The sequence below is a fragment of the Nocardioides sp. Z30_9 genome (assembly GCF_058215735.1).
The window spans coordinates 992,607-1,013,536 of the sequence record NZ_JBZAJF010000001.1 but is presented as its reverse complement, the minus strand read 5'-3'; the positions used below and the strand labels follow the sequence as shown (position 1 = coordinate 1,013,536).

Genomic DNA, 20,930 nt, shown 5'->3' with positions numbered 1-20,930 from the left:
GCCTCGGTCGCGACGGGTGCCTGGAATACAACTCGTCTCGGTTGGATGTTCCAGCCAGTCTCCGAGCGGGGTCACCAGGACGCGATGGTTCTGAGCGTGTACCGCGATCACGGCGTGATTCCGAAGGCCAGCAGGACGGATAACTTCAACCGCACTCCAGCGAACCTCAGCAACTACCAGCTCGTGCAGCCGGGTGATCTTGTCGTTAACCGGATGAAGGCATGGCAGGGATCACTCGCTGTATCTGAGCACCGAGGCATCGTTAGCCCCGACTACGAAGTGCTGCGCCCTACAGGCCCTGCATACGACCAGCGCTTCATGCACTCGCTGCTCCGCTCACGTGTGCTTATCGACCAGTACGCGCTCCGCTCCACCGGGATCCGTCCCTCCCAGTGGCGGCTGTACTGGGACGAGATGAAGACGATCGAGGTCTCCCTGCCCTCGGCGGAGAAGCAGCGCGCCATCGCCGACTACCTCGACCACGAGACCGACCGCATCGACGCGCTTATCGAACAGCAGCAGCGGCTCATCCTCATGCTCCGCGAACGGAGAGTCGCGACTGTCGCAGAGGCACTTGAAGGGTACGAAAGAATCCACCTACGGCGACTCGTTGATCCTCAGCGTCCGATGACGTACGGAATCCTGCAAGCAGGGGAGCCCGTCGAAGATGGTGTTCCCTACATCGGTCCCTCCGATATCGCGGGCGAGGGAACCTCTCCAGTGAGGGCGACTTTGCGAACGACAACGCCGGAGATCGCGAGCGCGTATCGCCGGTCGGTCTTGGCTGGCGGGGACCTCGTCGTCTCGATAGGTCCCGCGTACGGCAAGGTCGCTGTCGTTTCTGATGATCTGACGGGGGCCAACCTGACGCAAGACACGGTGCGCGTGGCCTTGGTGCCGGAGGTGGCTGACAGGAAGTTCGTCGTGTGGGCATTGCTCTCACGTCAGACCACCGACTACTGGGACTACCAGATCATGGGCGCGACGTTCCGTCGTCTGAATCTCGGCACCCTTGCGCGCACACCGATTCCGCTTGTCCCGCTCGAGGAGCAGCGCCGTATCGCGAGCTACCTCGACGAGCGAATCACGAAGATTGACGCGCTGATCTCGGAGACGGAGCGGTTCATCGAGCTCTCGAAGGAGCGTCGCGCCGCGCTGATCACGGCAGCGGTAATGGGTCAGATCGACATACGAGAGGTGGCGTGATGGCCGATCACCACGAGATCGTCTTCGAGACCGAGATCTGCGAGCACCTCAAGGCACACGGCTGGCTGTACTCGGCGAACGACGCGGGCTATGACCGCGAGCGCGCGCTCATTCCGGAGGACCTGGTCGAGTGGCTGGAGGCGACGCAGTCGGCGGCGTACCAGAAGGCGTTGAAGGCCGCCGGCTCTGAGGCGAAGTTCCTCGACGTGCTGACTGCGGCGCTGGACAAGCCGCTGGAGCACGGTGGCGGCATGTTGAACATCCTGCGCAACGGGGTGCAGTACATCGGTGGCGGTCGGCTGAAGATGGCGCAGTTCCGGCCCGAGACGACGCTGAACGAGACGACGAACGCCCACTACGCGGCGATGCGGGTGCGGGTGATGCGGCAGGTGCACTTCTCCACCGCCGACCAGCGCAGCATCGACCTGGTGTTCTTCGTCAACGGGCTGCCGGTGGCGACGGTGGAACTGAAGACGCACTTCAGTCAGTCGCTGGACGAGGCGATCCAGCAGTACCGCAGGGACCGCAACCCGCTGACCAACGGCCGCGCCGAGCCGTTGCTGTCGTTCGGGCACCGGGCGCTGGTGCACTTCGCGGTCTCCAACGACCTGGCGGCGATGAGCACCAGGCTGGAGGGGGACAAGACCCACTTCCTGCCGTTCAACGCCGGGTTCGATGCCGGGGCCGGCAACCTGCCCGGCGCGGACGGGCAGTCGGCGACGGCGTACTTGTGGGAGCGGGTGTGGCAGAAGGACGCCTGGCTCACCATCATCGGCCGGCTGATGATCGTGGAGACCAAGGAGGAGTGGAACGTCGCCACGGGCGCCTCGGTGCGTCGGACGAGCATGCTGTTCCCCCGGTTCCACCAGTGGGAGGCGGTCACCGACATCGTGACCGCGGTCGTCGAGGAGGGGGTCGGTCAGCGATACCTGATCGAGCACTCGGCTGGATCGGGGAAGACCAACACGATCGCCTGGACCGCCCACCGGCTGGCCCGGCTGCACGTGGACAACGTGAAGGTCTTCGACTCCGTGATCGTGGTGGTGGATCGCACGGTGCTCGACGGGCAGCTGCAGGACGCGATCCGTCAGATCGACGGCACCGGCAAGATCGTGGCCACTATCAGCCCCGAGGACGTCCGCAAGGCGGGCGCGAAGTCGAAGTCCAGCCTGCTGGCCACCGCGTTGAAGAACGGTGAGCTGATCATCGCGGTGACGGTGCAGACGTTCCCGTATGCGCTGGAGGAGATCCGGGCTGACGCCGGCTTGAAGGGCAAGAAGTTCGCTGTCATCGCTGATGAGGCCCACTCCTCGCAGTCCGGGCAGATCTCCTCGAAGCTGAAGCAGGTCCTGACCGCTGAGGAGATTATGGAGATCGAGGATGGTGGCGTGGTCGACGTCGAGTCGATCTTGGCCGCGGAGATGACCGAGCGGGTGGAGTCGCCCAACATCTCCTATCTCGCGTTCACCGCGACCCCGAAGAGCAAGACCCTTGAGCTGTTCGGGCGCAAGGGGCCAGACGGCAAGCCGGGGGAGTTCCACCTGTACTCGATGAAGCAGGCGATCGAGGAGGGCTACATCCTCGATGTCCTGAAGGGCTATCAGGCCTATGAGACTGCGCTGAAGATCGCTGGCCACGCCAACAGCGAGGGCGAGGTCGAGGAGGGGGCGGCCCGCAAGGGCCTGATGCGGTGGGTGCGGCTGCACCCGACCAACATCAGCCAGAAGGTGCAGATCATCGTCGAGCACTTCCACGCCAATGTGGCCCACCTGCTGGAGGGCAAGGCCAAGGCGATGGTCGTGACCGACTCACGCAAGGCAGCGGTGAAGTACAAGAAGGCGATCGACGCCTATATCGCCAAACGGGCCGCCGAGGATCCTGCCTACACCTACCGGACCCTGGTCGCCTTCTCCGGCGCGGTGCAGATGGCCGAGGACGAGGTCTGGTCTGCGGACTGGGGCCCGGCGCCGAGCAAGGACGACGAGTTCACCGAGGCCAACCTGAACCCCGGCGCCGGAGCGGATCTGGCGGCAGCGTTCAAGGGCGAGACCTACAAGGTGATGCTGGTCGCCAACAAGTTCCAGACTGGGTTCGACCAGCCGCTGCTCTCCGCGATGTACGTCGACAAGAAGCTCTCCGGCGTGACTGCGGTGCAGACGCTGTCGCGGCTCAACCGCACGCACCGCACCGCCACGGGCGAGCACAAGCGCAAGACGTTCGTGATCGACTTCGTCAACAAGCCCGAGGACATCAAGGACGCCTTCGAGCCGTACTTCAAGAACGCCACCCTGGAGACCGAGACCGACCCCTACGTCGTGGTTCATCTGGCGACCAAGCTCGCCCAGGCCGGCATCTACTCCGAGGACGAGGTCCGCAAGGTCGCCGAGCTGTGGGTCACCCGGAAGGGCCACAACGCTCTGTCTGCGGCGATCAGTCCGGCCCAGCACGACTTCAAACGCCGATACGCCCGGGCGCTCGAGGAGGACGACAAGGTCACCCTCAACGCACTGGACCTGTTCCGCAAGGACATCTCCACCTACGTGCGGCTCTATGACTTCATGAGCCAGATCGTCGACTACGGCGACCCCTACCTGGAGATGCTGTCGATCTACCTGCGCCTGCTCGAACACGTCATAGACGAGACCTCCTGGGCCGCGGAGGTCGACCTGTCCGACGTGGTCCTGGTCGGGATCAAGCACACCAAGGCCGCCGCGGTCGACATCTCCCTGACCGGCGACGGTCAGCTCAAGGGCATCAGTGGAGCAGGCACCGGCACCAAGAAGGAGCCGAAGTACGTCGCCCTCCAGGTCGTCATCGACAAGATGAACGACCTCTTCGGAGCCGAGTCGTTCACCGAGTCCCAAGTGAGGGAGTTCGTCCAGGGTCTCGTCCAGCGGCTGCTGGCCTACCCCGACCTGATCAAGCAGACGCGGGTGAACTCCAAGAAGCAGTTCCTCGAGTCCCAGGATTTCCAGGCAGCTGTCACCGAGGCGGTGGTGGACAACCAGGGCGCACACAACACCATGGCCGACTACTTCTTCAGCGACGGCCCTGGGATCAACGGCGTCATCCTGGCCCTGGCCGATGCGTTCTACGAGGCGGCGATCGATGAGCCCGTGGGTGCCTGATCGAAGTCGGCTCGGGGAGGTACCGCAACAGAGCGGTCAGTCCCAAGCCTGGCCGGGGTCGCGGCGCCATCCGTGGCGGTCGCCCGTAGGGCAGACGGGGTGTGAATCAGTGGGTGGGCTGAGTGACGCGCCGTCCCCAGCCATCGGCACGATCCGCTGACCTCTGCCTTCGCATTGCGGGGGAGGGTCTCCGCCCGCGATGGTGTTGGACCAGGCGGCGGCGTCCATGGTGTGGACTCAGAGTCCGGTCTGCTGGCGGATAAGCGCGGCTGTGACGTCAGCGAGCACTGCACTGGGGACGGAGCGGAGGAGGCGTCCGGCCTTCCGCAGGGCGCCCGCGTCGTCGTCGTCGGTGGTCTGCTCGGCGGCCTGGTTCAGGAGCTCGACCAGGGCTTCGGCGGCTGCGTCTTCGTCGGGCCAGAGACCGACTGCTCGGCGTCCTCGCTCCGTGAGTCTGCTGGCGAAGAAGTCGATGGGGCCGCCCATTGCGTTCACTGGCTTGCCGTTGAGAAACGCGGGCACGAGTGCGTCCATGGCAGCCACGACGTCGTCACGGGTGAAGTCGTTGTCCTGGTCGTTGGCAATGTCGACGGCTCCGACGTACTGCTCGCCGCTGTCTAGGCGACGGGCGACTTCGAGCAGCACTGGGAAGTCGCGGCTGTTCCATCTGTCGCGCAGGCGCTGGGGTTGGTCAGTCATCTCTGGACCTCACCCGAGCCCGGATTGTCTTGCGACGACAGCCGCCACCACGTCGACCATGATGTCGCGGGAGACCATGCCGATCTGCCCGCTGGCACGACGCAATAGGGTCTTCTCTTCTGGGTCGGAAGTGGCGTCCGCCGCCTGCTTCAGGGCTTCCACCAGCGCGTCCACGCCCTCCTCGGAGGGCCAGAGGCCGAGGGTGCGGCGACCTCGCTCGCGGAGGTGCACCTCGAACACGTCGCCTGGGTCCCCCATCGACGCCTCGCCGACAACCGCCTCGAGGTACCCACCGTCGTGCAGTGCGCGGAAGGCCTCCAAGATCTCCTCTTCTGACAGGCCCAGTTCGATGCGCACTAGCGCCCCGATGGGCAGGTCAACATCACGACCGGCTAGCCGCGCCGCGGTCGCAAGCACCGGTAGATCGCGCGCGTGCCACTGGTCGTCGAGTCGTAGGCGGATGGGCTCGTCAGTCATGGGACGGACCGTAGCGTCGGCCACCGACAAGAGCGAGGCGACATGAGCGGAGATGGACGCCAGGAGAGAGGAGCTGGGCGACATGGTCCGCGAGCTCACGTCGGCCTACTGCGTGGGAACCCCCGTCGAGGTGCGCAGCGGGGGGACGTCGTACGCGCGGCGCCACCAGGTGCCTGTGCCGTCTTTGCTCGATCAGACTCGCCCAGTTAGCGGTCACGGTGCTCAGCGTCTGAACTCGTGAATGGCGACTTAGGTCTTCGAACACTTCTACTCATCGCCGACTGCTAACCCATCGCGTTCGACAGGCGGTGGAATGACGCAGCACGCCGATCAGCGCGCCACCCGGCGCCGGTTACTCGATCTCAAGTTCGGCCTCAATTTCGACTTCGACCAGCGGCTGTAGTTCAGCTCGAAGTTCGGCGTACAACTCGTTATGCGTCTCGTCTCGTTCAAGGGCGATCGCGAGTGAGTAGCTCTGGGACACTCCTTCAACGTCCCAACGGTTCAAGTTTCGAACTGCGACGACGTACTCGTGAGGCGTGCCATCGGCAACCTTCACCGATCGTGTGTACCGACCCAGTTGATTAGTTCCTCGGCTTCGCTCAGTGTTGGCCGGCTGAAGATCGAGGCGATACTTCTCGAGTTCCTTCGGTAGCGCCTCGACATCCTCTTGCATCGCTTCGTCAGATTCAGCCTTCACATAAGCGGCTCGCACTTGAGCAACGGATGGCCCGTGAAAAATCTGGAACCCCATCTTGTTCGCCAGGTAATCCATCCTGGTCACCCGGACAGGTGGGTCGAACGCAAGTGCCAAGGAGATCACTCGCAGTCCTCCCGATTCCCGAAAGCTAGTTGGGACAGGGACGCTGTAAAAATGAACCTGATCAACCGTTATCGAGTTTTCGCTGAGAAGGACGGCACGGTGGTCATCCGACGCCTCTGAGCGAGCGCTGGAGACCTGACCGTAGCCAACCAGTCGCCTTTGATTGGTCCGTGATGGTGCAGTGTCTACTTCGAACATATGCGGCAAGGGTTCTGACCCAACAAGTAGCAGGGCGCGCACGCTATTTCCGTTCAAGTCTGGGTAGCGGCCAAGAACTCGAAGCGCTGCATTGGCAACAAGCGGCGCTGCGAAACTGGTTCCTCTGTCCTTCGCTAGAAGTTGATCAGGATGCGCTCCGCCGGCTCCAACTACTTCCACCGATGCATCGCGGACGGCGCGACCAAGCAGGCTGTCGAACAGGGCGCTGCCCGACGGCGCGGCAACCTCCGGCTTGATCGCGCCCATCGGCCCCGGCCCGACCCGCGTGAACGGGCTAGGCAATCTTGAGCCGCCGATAGGAAACTTCTCGGCCGATGCCTTAACTGCAACACCCTGCAAACTTCCGGCGCCCAAGCCCCCGGCCGTGATCGAGAGTGCCGCGGTGCCAGGATCCAAGATTCCGCCGATTGAGGATGCCAAGAGATCCTGAATGTATTCATTGGATCCAAGTCGCGCGGGTTCGTAGCCATCTAACGAAAAGTTGCCTACGCAGGTGACAACCACCACCTCGGGGTGATCACGTACAAACTGATCCACCAGAGCGGAGACCGCAGTAGGCCGCGATGCGCGATACGGCCGGCGATTGTCTCCGATTGAGAGGTTGACGACACGAGCACCGGCCTCAACTGCGACGTTCATCGCCGCCAAGAGCGTGTCGGGCCAAGCAACGTCGTCGACAAACCGATCATCTCGATCGAGAACCCTGACACTCAGAAGACGGCCTGCAGGGGTGAGGTTCGCCCGCAGAGCAATCGGTTCTTCAAGCGATCCGTATAGGGCGAGGCTGGCAACCAGCGTGCCGTGTCCGCTCTCATCACCGCCATCTGCAAGGCCTTCTCCCACGACTTCAACCCCAACGGTGGCCGGGGCGAGCAGTGGGTGCGCCGACCGAATGCCACTGTCAATGACTGCGACGATCGGCGCCGTCGCCGGAGGCGCAAGCACCAACGGCAACGAGTCAGGCGTTGCGTCGAAAAGTTGCGGGGCACCCAACAGGGGCCGGGGCATCACGTTGATCCAGCTAACGCGATCAGTCGCAAGAATTGCTCCGATCTCGTTCAAGGGCAGATCGCAACAGATCGCCGACCAGCCGGCGATAGCCCGCACGGACTTACCAACTACGCGCCCGCCTGCCGCTTTGATCGCCTCTTGGACCTCATCATTTCGGCGAACTGCCTCAGGCTGACTTTCTGGACACCAACAGTGAACCTCGAGTCGCTGGTCGCCGTTTGCGCGTCCTTGCGCGACGAGCGCCGCGAGTTCGCCACCGATAAGGTCTTCGTCACGAATGGTTCGGACCGCATCAATCTTGTCGAACAGGTCCTCGTAGGCAGCACGCCTAACATTTCCCTTCTCCGTCAGGCCCCTCGTGCCTGCGGAGTAGCTATCGTTGCGAGAGAGGAACTCAGTCATGTCTGGATCGGCCGCGAATGCGACTAGGGCGACATCAGAGCGGATCTCAAGTAAGACCAGACCCGCGGCTTCGACTCTATAAGGGTCTAGGGGTCCGTTGGTCTCCAAGACAAGGACTAACTCGGGGTCGATGCCAAGGCTGCCGGAGCGCCGCCGATGACTCGCCTTAATCGCACTGACTTGTGTTTTGATATCACGTCCATGCGCTCCGCGGTCCCCAAACTTTGTCGATCCACCGAATCCGGCGGACCTTGGCTGCCTCGGCCCAGGCTCGGTTGCCGCAGCGAGGCGCAAATGACCGTGCCACCGCGGTTCAAACAAGCTTGTCTGTTCGGACATCCCCCGAGGCTAGACCTTCGTGCAGGCAACTAGCGTCTCATTTGCCGCGAAGCGCGGCGCCTCGAACGGCGTGCCTTGCGATTGCCATGCGGAGATCCTCATTGGTAAGAGTCTTGCGCCCAGAGAGGACCCATCGCCGCTGAGCGTCCAAGCAGATGAGCTCGATCTCTGCGGGTGCGACGTTGATTAGACGTTGAGCCAGCGCGCGCAAACCAATGCGATGCGGCACACCGCGGAGCCGCATCTCAAGTAGCCGCTCCGTGTTCGAACTATCGAGGTTACGGAAGTGGATGACCTCGTCGAATCGACGCCAAAGCGCGCTGTCGAGCATCTGCGGGTGGTTTGAAGTAGCAACCACCAGCGACTCACCCTGCACCGACTCAATGAGCTGCAGAATTGTTGCGAGAACTCTGCGAATCTCAGCGTGATCGGATCCAGCTGCCCGCTCAGTCGCGATCGCATCGAACTCATCGAATACCAACACGCAAGGAGTTCGCTCTGCGAAGCGGATGACAGATTCTACGTTCCTGGCTGTCTCGCCGAGGTACGAAGAGGTCAATGCAGCAAGAGAGACGGTCGCCACAGGCAGACTCAACTCCGATGCGATCGCATGGGCTGTCGCAGATTTTCCCGTGCCGGGCTCACCGACAAGCAGCAGCCGGCGCCGGGGCGAGAGCCGATAGCCAGCAAGCAAGGAGCGACTTCGGTTCTCTTCAACGACCTCGTTCACCACGGCGCCGTTTGTTGCATCGAAGACCAAGTCTTCAATCTCGTGCAGTGGCTTGGTGAGTGTCAGCAAGGGCCGTTCGTCGCGGCCCTTGGGCACCGGCCGCAGGGACAATGAGGCATCTGTCGCTGGACCTGCGTCCCTCATCAGTGCATGTTCCAAGTCCGTCGCAAGCAGCCGGTGGCCCAACCGCTGTTCGTCAGCGATGATCCTCTCAGCAGCCTCCAGGAACGCTGCATCATCCGATCGAGAGTACGCAGCGAAAAGACGCTTGAGTAGATCGCTTCGTGCCATCCGCGCCTCCTCAGTCGTACTTCGACCTAGCCACTCCTAAGGGTCTAGCTCCGAAGTGTATTGCGACCTTAGTCAGGCCCACTTCACCCCGCCGCACCGCGTGCCGCAGTCTTTGCCTCAAGTGTGGCCGGGGACACCGACACATACGCGCCGAGCATCTGAACGTCTCAAAGACGACCAATCCGTTCCCGCGGGATGATCCCAAAGCGGGGAGCCGCTTGGCGAGCCAGCCGAATCGGCTGACCCCCTCGCTGTCCTTCACCGGTCTGACCAGGCGCTTTGTAGTTGGGGCGGGACTTGAAACCCGCATCTCTGAGCCAGTTGGTCGCGTGCCGGCGCGCACAACGGGCCAGCCACGCGCGTCAATCTAGGTGATGTGCAGCGCTTCCGGTTTGGGACTCCGCCGGCCCATGTCTCCCAAAGGCCGACCGGACACCGCGCCTATTTCCGTCTGAGCTGGAGCTCCACCCCGTCGCGCTGGGATCGGATGTCGTCGGCATCACGGCGATCCGTCCACGGCCGCAGATCGGTCACCAGCGGGGGCGCGCTCCGCAGGAGCACCAGCGCTGTGCCGAACGGCAGCGTCCGGATGACCTCGGGTGGCAGGACGGGAACGCGGCGCGTTGCGCGCTGCAGGGACCGGGAGCCGTAGTCACCGACCGAGACCGTGTCAGTCTCCTCGTCGCGTTCGCCGATCAGTGCTGAGAGATCCTGAAGGTCGCGTGCTGAGGACGTGCCGCCAAGGATGACTTTGACGATGGAGGCGTCCCAGATGGCTCCGGCGGCGTGGTCGCCCCACTTGTCTCGGGCCTGCGAAAGGGACTGGAGGACCGGCATGGGGGTGATGCCGGTGCCGCCGCCTTCAGCCATGAGCATTGGCAGTGACGGGAGGGGGGAGAGGTTGCCGATCTCGTCGAGTGCGAGGAGTAGTGGTGGGTCGAGGCGCGCGCCCGGTGATGCTGCAGCGAGATGGCGGGCGGTCTCGACGAGATCCTCGATCAGCGCGGCGACGAGTGACCATGAGGCTCCGGAGCCGGAGCCGGTGGCCAGCAAGTAGAGGGTGCCGTTGTGGGTGAGGAACTCGACCGGGTCGAAGTGCTCCCCGGGCCGCGGTGACACCGCATCCAGAACACGAGGGTCGGCCAGGCATGAGAGTGCCAGGGAGACGCCCATCCAGATGGAGTCGCGGGTCCGGGGGTCGGAGTGGATCATCGACTCCAGTGAGTCCGACCAGCCAGGCGCTGCGGCAGGGTGGCTGGCCAGGATCGCAACGGCGTCGGCGGCCGCTGAAGGTGAGAGGGTCCAGGCGAACAGGTCGCTGGGGGTGCGCTGGTCGAGCGCTGCAGCGTGTAGCAGCGACTGGAGGGCGGTGCGGGTCTTGCCCTCCCAGAAGCCCCCGGACTCGACTCCGCCGGTCGAGAGGCCGGTAGCTGAGGCGAGCCCGGTGGCTCGGATCATCGCGGTGAGCGGGTCCTCGCAGCCGCGTACGGGGGACCACCGCAGCCCGGCGGGCAATCCGTTGGCGAGACGTTGAGGGTCAAAGACCGCGACTGGTCCAAGCTTCTGCCGCGCGGTGAGCGTTGCAGCGATGTTGTCGGGCCGGGTTGCTGTGGTGATGACCGCTCCGGGAGCGTCGAGGATCGTGTTGATCACGACGTGCAGGCCCTTGCCTGATCTGGGTGGGCCGAGCAGCAGGATCGAGTCTTCGACGGAGGCCCAGACTTCTCGGCCAAGGGATCGCCCGAGCAGGTAGCCGATGTCTGAAGCTGTCGGCTTCGTCAGGGACGGCCGCAGCGTTCGCCCCCGAGAAATGAGTGCCTTCTGGGAGCCGACGGCTCGGACGTCCCGAGCTGTCGCGATGCCTGCGAGCCGGCGCGGATCACGCGAGGTCTTGTGGCTGATGGTTCCGATGCGCCGCATCAGCACCAGCGCGCTGGCGGTCAGGGACGCAATCATGAGTGTGACGACGAGCCAGTAGATCCAGGGGGAAAGTCCCGACGAGCCGAGCGCTGCGGCGGGGTCGGCGGGCTGCGTAATGACGGTGAAGCCGACTCCCCATCCGCCGCTGGGTTGGGCGGTTCCTGAGAGCCAGGCAGCGGCGCTTCCGGCAAGCCGGAGTACGGCTGCGAACAAGCCTGCTGCACTGACGAGGATCAGGCCAATATTGACGAGGCCATCGTCGACGGAGCGGCCGCGTGGATTCACGCCGAACCTCCGCTGACCATGACGGTGCCAGATGTCTGCCCAAGGAGCACGATGAGTCCGGGGTGCGCTGCGAGCAATGCTGGTGGCAACCGCAGCCGGGCAGCTCCGGCGGCGCTCGCAACCTGGTGGGCGACGACGACTGCGACTGCGACGTCTTCGTTCGGTAGGAACCCGTCGCCAGCCACTTCGCCTATCTCCGATCTGGCAATCTGGACCCGGTCGACTGGACGTGGCGTCGCCAATGATGGGGTGATGATGTCGGTGAAGCTCGTACCGTCGGCCTCCTTGACCTCCACGCGCACCGGCGCGGCAAGGTCGGCGCCGATGTCCTCAAGCACTCGTTGAAGGTCTTCGCGGTGCAGCGCGTCGTTAGCGGTGTACGGCTCGTGGTCCAGCTTGATGTCAAGACACCCGTCCTCGTCGACGGTGACCTCCACCAACGGCATCAGGACCGGGACGCGAAGCGAGGCACGGTTATCGCGGCGGTACGGCGCGGACGTGTGCAGCATGCTCATCGTCGCAACACCTCCACCTGTCGGCTCGGACCGTTCTCCGCGAGAGGTGCTTTGTGTGACCTCACCAGGGCCTGGCGGTCGAGCCCCGGCGGGTCTCCGTCACCCACCTGCCGGGATCCGAGGTTGTCGAGCACCCTGAGCGCTGCGCCGCGAACTCGTTCAGCGGTCGCCTGCACGACCTCGACCGAAGGCTTGCCCGGGACGCTGCTCGCCCATGACGCGACATACGGGACGGTGTACGACGTGGTGTCGAGCCCGTGAGCAGCGCCGATCATCAGCGCAATCGATTCGGCTTCGACTTCGGCGATGCCGCGGTGCATGGCCGCGTCGGCGCTGTCCGGGTCGTGGAGCATCACGTGGCCCAACTCGTGGGCGAGTGTCTTCACCTGGGCGGCCTCATCCATGTCCATCCGCACTGAGACCTCCCGGGTGAGGTAGTCGGTCAGACCGTTCGCGCCGCCGATGGCATGTGCGTTGGAGACCAGGCGCAGGCCGAAGCCGTGTGCCTCGATCTGGTCGGCCAGCCCGTCCCACAGGCCCTCGGGCGCCTGCCCTTTCAGCAACGAGGCTCGCGGCGTCTCGGCGATGGGATCGCCTTCGGTCTGGGAGACGTCCCAGACATAGGCGGGTCTGAGCCCGATGAGGCGCGACCGGACCACCTCTCCCTGCCGGGGCCTCTCGCCACTTCCGAGGCGATGCCAGGAGCTCGCATCGTCCGGAGTCGATGAGGCGAACCGGGCGGTGACCGGCGCCAGGATGGCGTAGCCACCCTGGCCTTTCAGGACGTGACGGTTGAGGCTGAGCCACTGCTTGAACCCGGCCACGTACGTCGGAGCCGGATCGGGCACGCGACCGCGCTGGTAGGCGGCCTGGTGCTGGACGTAGATCAGCATGGTGTTGTTGAACGACCGCGAGCGAAACCTGGCTGCGAACTCCAAGGCACGCTTCCAGTCCTCGCCCGTCACCAGGGCACTGACCGACTCGGTGAGCTGCTGCTGGACCGCCTCGAGCTTCGCCTCTCGCGCGGCCAGATCCCGGCCCTGTGCTCTCACCGCACCTCACCCCCTTCGTTGCTTGCTGGGGAGGTGGGCCTCGCGGCCCGACGCGCGGGCGGAGGTGTCGAAGAGCTCGAGCTCGGCCGGGTGCAGCTGATGCTGCACCACGAAGGAGCGGTGCTTGATCCGCCACAACCCCTGCCCGGTGCCAAAGGTGGGGAGCAACGACTGCTCGGTCCCTGTCAGACCGAGGGCGGCCGCGGTCGCGCCAAGCTGGTCGGACTCCTGGCGGTAGACCACCCGAGTTTGGGCGTTGGCCAGCAGTGATGAGGCGAGGGCGCGCATCGCGGATCCGGAGTCGCCGACGTTGTCGAGGTCGGAGAGCTTGTGGAAGATCAGCATGTTCGCGATCCCGTAGTGCCGAGCGAGACGCCAGTGAGCATCCATCCGGCGCAGCAGAGCTGGATGCGACATCAGCCGCCACGCCTCGTCGTAGATCACCCACCGTTGCCCGCCGGCCGGGTCGAGGAGAGCTGACTCCATCCAGGCGGAGGAACAGGTCATCAGGACGGAAATGAGGGTGGCGTTCTCGGTCACCCTCGACAGGTCGAGGGAGATCATCGGCAGTGTCGGATCGAACCGCACGGTGCTGGGCCCGTCGAAGAGCCCGGCCAGGTCGCCCGCGACGAGTCGTCGCAGCGCGTGACCGACCAGGCGCCCGTCCTCGGCCAGGCGACCATCGTCAGTCGACTTGTCGGGGGCGAGCAGCCGTTCGACCACCATCGGCAGCACCGGGACCTCCGCAGTGCGGACCGTGTCCACGAGGGCAACATCGATAGCGGTGTGCTCCAGTGGGGTCAGAGGTCGAGCAAGGACCGTCTCAGCCAGCGCGCCCACCAGGTCGCGACGCCTCGCGGTCACTTGCGCCGTCCACTGAGCGTCATCGACCCCGCTAGGCCGGTGCCCATGGTCGAGCGGGTTGAGTCGGTTGGTCATGCCGTGCCCAAGCGCGATGGCTCTGCCGCCGACGGCCTCAGCAACGGCGGTGTGCTCGCCCTTCGGATCGCCCGGGACGTAGACACGTCGACCGAAGGGGATTGACCGGGTGTAGAGGCTCTTGGCCAGTGCCGACTTCCCGGCGCCGACGATGCCTGCGAGCACCAGGTTGGGTGCGGTGATCAGACCTCGGGAGTAGAGAACCCACGGGTCGTAGACGAACGAGCTGCCGCTGTAGAGGTCCTGCCCGACGAAGACTCCATCACTGCCGAGGCCACCCTCGGCAAGGAAGGGGTAGGCGCCCGCCAGGGTCGCCGAGGTGTCCTGGTGGCGCGGCAAGCGAAGGCGCCCCGGAGTGCGGAGCGCGGCCGGACCAGCCTCGCCGGCACGGGGGAGAACCACCGTCGACCGTCGCTCGGCCAGGAGCTGATCGGTTTTCGCCTTGGCCGTGTTCTTTCGGCCTTCGCGGTCGGCACGCTGAAGTGCGTTGGCCGCAGCACGTCGGAGGCGGCGATCCCGGTGCCGTTCGCGGCGAGGCGCGACGAGGACTGCGCTGTGCAGCCGGCCTTCCTGGAAGCCGGTCACAGTCCGAGCCCGTGATCGAGGGAGGGGTGCGGCGTTTCACGCATGCCCTGGGCGTGATGGCGGTCGTAGACGAGCGTCGCCTCAGCCTGGTGCGCATGACCGATCGACTCAGTGACCTGCCGCAGGACCTCGCCAGAGCGGTGGAGTTCCCATGACACCTGGTACGCCGCAGCCCGCCCTGCACCAGTGTCACCTGAAGACCATGCTCTGGATGCTGGACCATCGTGGACCGAAGCGATCTGGTGGAGGACCTGGCCGAGAGAGGTGACTGCCGCCGTCAGCGACCCGAGCACAGGGTAGATCTGGCGCGGATCGTCGATGGAACGAGTGGCGTGCGCCAGTCCGCGTAACGCCTGCTGCACTTCGTCGGCGTCAACGGCCGGGTCCTCGAATGTGGGCATCGGAGCCTCCTGCTCCTCGACTGCGGGGTCGTAGAGGAGGTGGGCGACCGTCGTCGCTGCTCAGACTGTCCGGCACAGAGGCAGTGCGGCGGCGGAGAACGCTTGGGCCTGCTGCCCCCACAGGCGCCGGGTCTCGCACGAGGCCTGGATAGCGGCTTGCTCGATCTCGGCGACGGCTCGCTCGAGCTCCTCGGGGTCCTGGGCGCTGACAGCGATCAGTCCGGTGGTGCGCAGGATGCCGTGGCCGGCGGTGAGGTCCGCCTCCTGCTGAAGCACGTCGCTGTACTCGGCACTCTGCTGGGCGTCCTCGATCTGACCGATGCGCTGGCGCTGGGCGGCATCGGAGATGTACTCGGTCTTCTTTCGGCGGATGTCGCGCGCGGCCTGGTCAGTGCGCATCGGCGTGTAGAGCAGGGTGAAGGTACGGCGTACCCCGGAGCTGAGCAGGACGGGCGCGAGGAACCCGGGGTAGACGAGGGAGCGCGGCCACTCGCTGACCCACAGCACGCAGTGGTGCGCCGAGTCGCTGCGCACACTGGACCAGTTCTCACTCACTGCGACGGGTCCGGCGGTCGCGAGATCACGGCCGAGCTCGCCGTGCCGCTCCAGGGCACCTGCCACCACGGGGTCGTAGGCCGATCGAAGGATGACGGCAAGGTCTCCGGGTTCCAACCAGCCCGACGGCGCGAGGTCGGCGGCCCGTAACGCTGCCGTCATTGTCGACATCTCCTGTCGCAGTACGGCGGCGGCACCACGGTTGCCACCACCAGCTGCACGGATCGCCCGTCCCGCTGCCTTCATGTCGAGCGCGATGGAGACCGTGCTGGTGTGACGCTCGCCGGCGGGCCCAGCCCGGTCGATCAGCTCGCCATAGGTCACCGACGTCCACGACCCGTTGTGCCGCCCATGCTGTGACCACCACTCAGCGAGCCCCTTGCCCGAGTCGGGCAGCGTTCTTTCCATCACCTGCACCGAGGCGATGCGACCCGAGCGGCAGGCGGTAGCGAGCACGCGACCCCAGCTCGAGACGCGGCGCTGCTGTTCGATGGGGTCGAGCAGGACGAATGCAGGGTGCGTGACGCCCACGATCGCGGTCAGCGTGGCCTGGTGCGGGTCGTGCACCATGACCGCGCCGCTCTCGGGGTCGAGCCACTGCCGCAATCGTGCGGCGTCACCAGGCAAGGACAGGGTGCCCGCGGGACGAGGTTTCACGATCCGGCGACGGAACATGAGCTGACCTCCAGTTGCGCGCCAGATCCAGTGCCCGACGATCGGGAACCACGCGACGAGTTTCCTGCCGCCCACGCTCACCCAGGCCAGTGCCGCGCTGACCAGGAGCAGCGGCGCGACGTACACCAACGACATGCCACCGCCGAAGTACAGCGCGAAGACGAGCGCGATGGCGCCGGTCCCGACCACCACCAGTTGCGAGCCGGCCAGACCCAGGAGCACCCCGCGCTGGGCGAGCCGGGAGAACTTCACCGCCGACAGCTCGTGGTCGCGCGAACCGCCCGCCTGGGCGCTCACCATGGTCAGCCCCTTCCGTTGCTCGAAGCCGGAACGGAGTCGGCCACATGCGGCGGCATCGGGGTGTCCGACGCAGCCGGAGCATGGTTGGCGGCATCGCTCTGCTGTGACGCTTCAGCGCCCACGGTGCGGCCGGTGCGAACGCCGGCATCGGCGGCCTCCTTGGCGAGCAGCGCACCCGCGGCCACGGCTCCGCCTGCACCAGCGGCGCCGCCGCCCCCACCCGCCGAAGCGCCCGCGCTGGAAGCCACTGGCGTGGCGCCTCCGCCCGTCCCCGAAGGGGCAGTGACCGGGGGAGGGGCGCCGCCAGACCCTGAGCCTCCGGTACCGTCGAGAACCTTGCTTGGCTCAGAGCCGGACCGTGGACTCATCGGGATCGGCAACGGACGGTTCAGCGCGGACTTGGCCTCCTGCTCGGCTGACATCGCGTGGTACATGTCGAAGCCCATGAAGCTGATCGCCTTGTAGGTCAGGTACGGCGCGAACCCAGCCATCAGCATCAGCACCACACCGGCGATCGGATCACTGACCGACTGGAGATCGCTGTCGATGGGCGCGGAGACCTGTGCCGTGGCAAGAAGGAACATCACGACCAGGACGACCTTGGAGAGGATCAGCGCGATCACGAACTGTGCCCACTTGCCCACCCAACCGCGGGTCTGGTCCCAGCTCGCCCCGGCCAGCGCCACGGGAGCGAACACGATCGCCACCAACAGAAGCGCCTTGCGGATGAGCAAGCTGATCCAGACGATCACGGCGGCACCGATCGCCAAGCCGGCGATGAAGATGGTGACGATCGCGCCCGCACCCGGTGCGGCGATGTTGAGGCCACCGATCCCGGCGGCAAGCAAGGCGATCCGGTCGCCCATCTGATCCATGTTGGTCCCAGCGGCGTGCACGATGCCGATGCACAGCTGGTCGGTGACCTCCAGGGCAGTCGCCAGCAGGGCCAAGGCGACGAAGGAGCCGAGGATCGACTTCGCCAGTCCCAGGGCCGCTCGGGACAACGCCGCTGGCTCTCGTCGGACCATGCCTCCCATCACCTGCAGCAGGAAGAAGCCGAGCATGACGAAGGCGGCGACACCGAAGAGGATGTTGTAGACCTTCGTGTACTGGGGGCCGGTGACGTCGACCATCGTGGTCGAGTCGAACACGGTCCACACGGACTCGAACATCCATGCCGCCGCGTTGCCCATCGCCTCCGCGAGCCAGTCGAACGGAGCGGTGACCAAGCTGCCAGCAGCCTCGCCGGCCGTGTCGCAGACACTGGAGATGACCGGAACATCGCACACGTCGCCCATCGGGGACCTTCCTCTGTCGGACGTTGTCCTCAGACGCTCTGACCGACGTTCCAGAAGAAGTTGACCAGCGCCACCGAGGCGCCGGTGACAATCGCCGCACCGAGCCCGACCAGAACACCCAACTTCCCCCGACCCGCCAGATGCGGGTTGGACGAGTTGGCACCGAGCGCCCACACGACCGCGGAGATGATCAGGGCGAGCACGGCGAGAATGAGGCCTACCGTCATGGAGGCGCCGACGATGCTGCGGAGCTGACCGATCCCGGGCAGACCGTCGGAGTTCGGGTCGATGCTGATGTCCTGCGGCAGCAGGTGGACGAACGGATGCGGTACGCCACGCTGGATCACGGCTACTCCTGAGTGAATGGGGTTCCTATGGCTCAGGTGCTCACCGAATCCCTGGACTCGTCCTTCGTGGTTCGCTAGGTGTCTCGAAGCCGGCGGCCGTGGCTACAGCGACCCGCCGACGTCGAGCAGCCAGTTCGCCCAGGCGAGTGCACCTCCGGTCAGCACCGCTCCGCAGAGCGCGGCGACCAGCCCGGTCTTGGCCTTGCTGGCGGCATGCCAACTCCCACTTGAGGAGGCGATGGCCCAGGTCGCGGCGCACACCACGACCATGAGCACGGCCACGATGAGCCCGTAGGTGAGCAGAGCCCCGACGATCTGACGGAGCTGGTTTGAGCCGCCGACGGCGCCGAAGTCGGGGCCGACCACAGGAAGGAGGGTGGGGACGGGGTCCATGGGACTCAGGTGCTACTCGGCGACCGTGACGTGCAGGTGGTCGTAGTGGCCCCCGGTGACGTTGTCGGGGTCGTGCATCCCGCCGCCGCCGTACGGGCGCCATCCCTCGGAGCTGCGGGCAACCGACCAAATGCGCCCCTGCCAGATCAGGTACTCGACGCCGAGGGCCCGGGCGTTCGCCTTGAGCCAGTTGGTGACCTTCCACCCCAGGTCAAGTGAGTCCCCAGCCGCGGCAGTGCCGATGGAGTTGCCGAAGGTGCCGTCGCACGCTCGACCGAGGGGGTGTTCCGACTTGGTGCCTACCCGTGGTGACCAACATGACCACGCTGTTGACCGGAAACTCGCCCGGAGGCGGGAGAGAACGTGGGCGGTGCGCTCGGTGATCTTTCCGCCCGTGGTGGGGTCGTCGACCAGGTAACTGGGCTGGCTCCCGGCGTACGACGCTGCTGGACCAGCGGCTACCTCGTCGTGGCAACCAGGGGTGGCGGGAGCTTCGCCGCCGGGATCGGCCGCGCCGTGCGAACCGAGCCATGGCTCGGGGTCGACAGGGGAAGCGTCGGCTCCGCCAGGACGGATCTCGAAGTGGAGGTGGGGGCCGGTGGTGTATCCCGCCATGCCCACGTCGGCGATGTACTGACCGGCGGTGACGGTTTCACCGGCGCGGACGCGCATGCCCTCGGCGTGCATGTGCGCATATCCGGAGGTCAGCCGTTGGCCATTGATGGTGTGTTCGATCAGGATCAGGATCCCGTAGCCGGAAGAAGGTCCGGCGAAGGCGACGCGTCCATCTGCCGCGGCCAGGATGTGTGTGCCGCTCGGGGCTGCGAAGTCGACTCCGGTATGCAGCTTGCGGACTCCGGTGATCGGGTGGACGCGCATGCCAAACCCGCTCGTCTTGACCCGAGTGCTGGCAGGCAGTGGGAAGGTGACTCGAGAGGTCTCCGGCACCCGCGACGTCTCGGTGGCCGCGCGCGTGAGAGCGCCGATGATCGCGGACGCCACTGGTTCCCATCGGGTGTAGCGGTCGGGGTGGGCCGACACCTCCACCGCTTGGGCCGCCGCGCCCTTCGGGAGGGAACGCCAACCGGGGATGTCCAAGAGTCCGCGCGGCGAACCGTGGTTGGGTCCCGAAGGGCCGCCGAAGAATGCCCGGGCCTGGTAGGTGGGATCCATCAGCTGTCCGACGCTTCCCCAACCGGCGCTCGGCCGCATCTGGAACAGCCCAAGACTGTCGTGGTCGGCGCCGTCGCCGTCGTGGGGGAGCGACGCTGAGCCTGGCAAGGTGCTGGTGTTGGCGAGCTGCCTCAGGGTGGACTCCGTCAGGGCGGCCATCAAAGCGACGCTGACTCCTTCGCGGCCCACGCCGTCGGTGTCGCCGCCACTGCGAACGATCGTGGCCGCATGAGTCAGCTGACGCCGGTCGAGTCGAACATGGACTCCGTCGCTCGTGGTCGCTACGAGCTCGTCTGGGACGGTGCCGACTGCGAGGTCGGCAGAACCATGCGGGAGACACGATGCCTGTGCGGCCGGGTTCAGCAGCACGCCCAAGGCGAGCAGGCAGCTTGCTGGGCCGAAGGCGAGGAGCACCACTCCGAGGACGATTGCCTTGCGCATTGGCGGGGTCAGTCCAGTGGTTCGTCGAGTCCCGACAACCGGAGCAGGTGGCACTCGGGGTACGACGGTGCACACACGATGAAGACCGTGAAGGTCACGTCGTGTGCGGTGCTGACTGGTTGACCCTCCCAGACGCCCGAACGGTGCCGAACACCGTGGACCGTGTAGGCCGTGGTGCCTGGCAGCAGCCCATCCGGGCCCGCCTGTTGGAGTGCGGTGCGCCAGAGCCTGGGGGCCTCTGTGGACGTGATCTCGATCCGCTGCCGGGTCTCGTAGTGGCGCAGCTCTGCCCACGCCTCCCTGCTCGGAAGGTAGTTCGCGACGTCACCCACAAGACCGGCCGACGACTCTCCGGTCGGGTCGGCGACTGCCACCAGTCGTTCGATGAGCTCGGTTGGCGCGATCATGGCGCCGGTGTCCCAGGCGAAGAGCGCCTGCGCCACGCGTCGTACAAACGCCTCCGGGTCGGACTCGGGCACAGAGAGGGGGAGAGGGGCCGATCGATCCGGCACGAGCACCTCGGAATCGGTCTTGATCCGGTCTGAGATCGGTCCAGTCGCAGAGCCAGACCGGCCGACGTCACGCCCGCCCTCTATCAGCGCGTACGAGGCCACGCCTCCGAGGATCAGAAGTGCTGATCCGACGGCAACGACCACGCGGCGCCAGCGAGTGCCGGCCGTAGAAGCGGTGGCGTAGCGCATGGGTATTTCCTGTTGGTCGGAAGCT

General features: G+C 65.7%; 18 protein-coding genes. 3 read left to right on the top strand and 15 right to left on the bottom strand.

Annotation, left to right across the window (positions count from 1 at the left end; genetic code table 11):
• The first annotated feature begins 45 nt into the window (after positions 1-45).
• Complete coding sequence (locus tag AC4BGB_RS05015; RefSeq protein ID WP_490545285.1) at positions 46-1,206, top strand: restriction endonuclease subunit S; 1,161 nt, start codon at positions 46-48, stop codon at positions 1,204-1,206.
• Entirely contained in the window at positions 1,206-4,334 is a 3,129-nt protein-coding gene (locus AC4BGB_RS05010) for a type I restriction endonuclease subunit R (protein WP_490545283.1), read from the top strand. The genes AC4BGB_RS05015 and AC4BGB_RS05010 overlap by 1 nt, the downstream gene beginning before the upstream one ends.
• A gap of 237 nt (positions 4,335-4,571) precedes the next feature.
• On the opposite strand, the gene AC4BGB_RS05005 is transcribed toward AC4BGB_RS05010, so the two are convergent.
• The 8 genes from AC4BGB_RS05005 to AC4BGB_RS04970 form a co-directional block, all read right to left on the bottom strand.
• On the bottom strand, positions 4,572-4,979 hold the full coding sequence (locus AC4BGB_RS05005) for a hypothetical protein (RefSeq protein ID WP_490545281.1): 408 nt from the start codon (positions 4,977-4,979) through the stop codon (positions 4,572-4,574).
• 63 nt (positions 4,980-5,042) lie between these two features.
• Positions 5,043-5,510, bottom strand: coding sequence for a hypothetical protein (locus AC4BGB_RS05000; RefSeq protein WP_490545279.1), 468 nt, complete (start codon positions 5,508-5,510; stop codon positions 5,043-5,045).
• A 352-nt stretch (positions 5,511-5,862) separates the two neighbouring features.
• Entirely contained in the window at positions 5,863-8,304 is a 2,442-nt protein-coding gene (locus AC4BGB_RS04995) for a S8 family peptidase (protein WP_490545277.1), read from the bottom strand.
• A gap of 37 nt (positions 8,305-8,341) precedes the next feature.
• Entirely contained in the window at positions 8,342-9,325 is a 984-nt protein-coding gene (locus AC4BGB_RS04990) for an AAA family ATPase (RefSeq protein ID WP_490545275.1), read from the bottom strand.
• 441 nt (positions 9,326-9,766) lie between these two features.
• Entirely contained in the window at positions 9,767-11,530 is a 1,764-nt protein-coding gene (locus tag AC4BGB_RS04985; RefSeq protein ID WP_490545271.1) for a type IV secretory system conjugative DNA transfer family protein, read from the bottom strand.
• Positions 11,527-12,045, bottom strand: a complete 519-nt coding sequence (locus AC4BGB_RS04980) for a hypothetical protein (RefSeq protein WP_490545269.1) — start codon at positions 12,043-12,045, stop codon at positions 11,527-11,529. Before AC4BGB_RS04980 ends, AC4BGB_RS04985 begins: the two co-directional genes overlap by 4 nt.
• Positions 12,042-13,097 (bottom strand): ArdC-like ssDNA-binding domain-containing protein, encoded by a 1,056-nt coding sequence (locus tag AC4BGB_RS04975; protein ID WP_490545267.1) that lies wholly within the window; start codon positions 13,095-13,097, stop codon positions 12,042-12,044. The genes AC4BGB_RS04980 and AC4BGB_RS04975 overlap by 4 nt, the downstream gene beginning before the upstream one ends.
• Before the next feature lie 6 nt (positions 13,098-13,103).
• Positions 13,104-14,375, bottom strand: coding sequence for an ATP-binding protein (locus AC4BGB_RS04970; RefSeq protein WP_490545265.1), 1,272 nt, complete (start codon positions 14,373-14,375; stop codon positions 13,104-13,106).
• On the opposite strand from AC4BGB_RS04970, the gene AC4BGB_RS04965 reads away from it, so the two are divergent.
• The gene (locus tag AC4BGB_RS04965; RefSeq protein ID WP_490545263.1) at positions 14,364-14,636 is read left to right on the top strand and encodes a hypothetical protein; all 273 of its coding nucleotides are present in this window, start codon (positions 14,364-14,366) and stop codon (positions 14,634-14,636) included. The two genes, AC4BGB_RS04970 and AC4BGB_RS04965, sit on opposite strands and share 12 nt — an antisense overlap.
• Here the strand turns inward: AC4BGB_RS04965 and AC4BGB_RS04960 are convergent.
• The 7 genes from AC4BGB_RS04960 to AC4BGB_RS04930 form a co-directional block, all read right to left on the bottom strand.
• A complete protein-coding gene (locus AC4BGB_RS04960; protein ID WP_490545261.1) occupies positions 14,618-15,022 on the bottom strand; it encodes a hypothetical protein in 405 nt (134 codons plus the stop codon). The two genes, AC4BGB_RS04965 and AC4BGB_RS04960, sit on opposite strands and share 19 nt — an antisense overlap.
• A 60-nt stretch (positions 15,023-15,082) precedes the next feature.
• Positions 15,083-16,552, bottom strand: coding sequence for an SCO6880 family protein (locus AC4BGB_RS04955; protein ID WP_490545260.1), 1,470 nt, complete (start codon positions 16,550-16,552; stop codon positions 15,083-15,085).
• Between the two features lie 2 nt (positions 16,553-16,554).
• The gene (locus AC4BGB_RS04950; RefSeq protein ID WP_490545258.1) at positions 16,555-17,850 is read right to left on the bottom strand and encodes a TrbL/VirB6 family protein; all 1,296 of its coding nucleotides are present in this window, start codon (positions 17,848-17,850) and stop codon (positions 16,555-16,557) included.
• Between the two features lie 29 nt (positions 17,851-17,879).
• Positions 17,880-18,197 carry a DUF6112 family protein gene (locus tag AC4BGB_RS04945; protein ID WP_490545256.1) on the bottom strand — a complete coding sequence of 106 codons (318 nt, stop codon included), beginning with the start codon at positions 18,195-18,197 and terminating at the stop codon, positions 17,880-17,882.
• A 102-nt stretch (positions 18,198-18,299) separates the two neighbouring features.
• Positions 18,300-18,563, bottom strand: coding sequence for a DUF6112 family protein (locus tag AC4BGB_RS04940; protein WP_490545254.1), 264 nt, complete (start codon positions 18,561-18,563; stop codon positions 18,300-18,302).
• 39 nt (positions 18,564-18,602) lie between these two features.
• Entirely contained in the window at positions 18,603-20,204 is a 1,602-nt protein-coding gene (locus tag AC4BGB_RS04935) for a M23 family metallopeptidase (protein ID WP_490545252.1), read from the bottom strand.
• 8 nt (positions 20,205-20,212) lie between these two features.
• Positions 20,213-20,905 (bottom strand): hypothetical protein, encoded by a 693-nt coding sequence (locus AC4BGB_RS04930; protein ID WP_490545250.1) that lies wholly within the window; start codon positions 20,903-20,905, stop codon positions 20,213-20,215.
• Positions 20,906-20,930 lie beyond the last annotated feature (25 nt).

Coding starts and splice junctions, on each gene's coding strand:
- AC4BGB_RS05015 (WP_490545285.1), top strand. CDS start 46: ATGTTCCAGCCAGTCTCCGAGCGGGGTCACCAGGACGCGATGGTTCTG.
- AC4BGB_RS05010 (WP_490545283.1), top strand. CDS start 1,206: ATGGCCGATCACCACGAGATCGTCTTCGAGACCGAGATCTGCGAGCAC.
- AC4BGB_RS05000 (WP_490545279.1), bottom strand. CDS start 5,510: ATGACTGACGAGCCCATCCGCCTACGACTCGACGACCAGTGGCACGCG.
- AC4BGB_RS04995 (WP_490545277.1), bottom strand. CDS start 8,304: ATGTCCGAACAGACAAGCTTGTTTGAACCGCGGTGGCACGGTCATTTG.
- AC4BGB_RS04990 (WP_490545275.1), bottom strand. CDS start 9,325: ATGGCACGAAGCGATCTACTCAAGCGTCTTTTCGCTGCGTACTCTCGA.
- AC4BGB_RS04980 (WP_490545269.1), bottom strand. CDS start 12,045: ATGAGCATGCTGCACACGTCCGCGCCGTACCGCCGCGATAACCGTGCC.
- AC4BGB_RS04960 (WP_490545261.1), bottom strand. CDS start 15,022: ATGCCCACATTCGAGGACCCGGCCGTTGACGCCGACGAAGTGCAGCAG.
- AC4BGB_RS04955 (WP_490545260.1), bottom strand. CDS start 16,552: ATGGTGAGCGCCCAGGCGGGCGGTTCGCGCGACCACGAGCTGTCGGCG.
- AC4BGB_RS04950 (WP_490545258.1), bottom strand. CDS start 17,850: ATGGGCGACGTGTGCGATGTTCCGGTCATCTCCAGTGTCTGCGACACG.
- AC4BGB_RS04935 (WP_490545252.1), bottom strand. CDS start 20,204: ATGCGCAAGGCAATCGTCCTCGGAGTGGTGCTCCTCGCCTTCGGCCCA.
- AC4BGB_RS04930 (WP_490545250.1), bottom strand. CDS start 20,905: ATGCGCTACGCCACCGCTTCTACGGCCGGCACTCGCTGGCGCCGCGTG.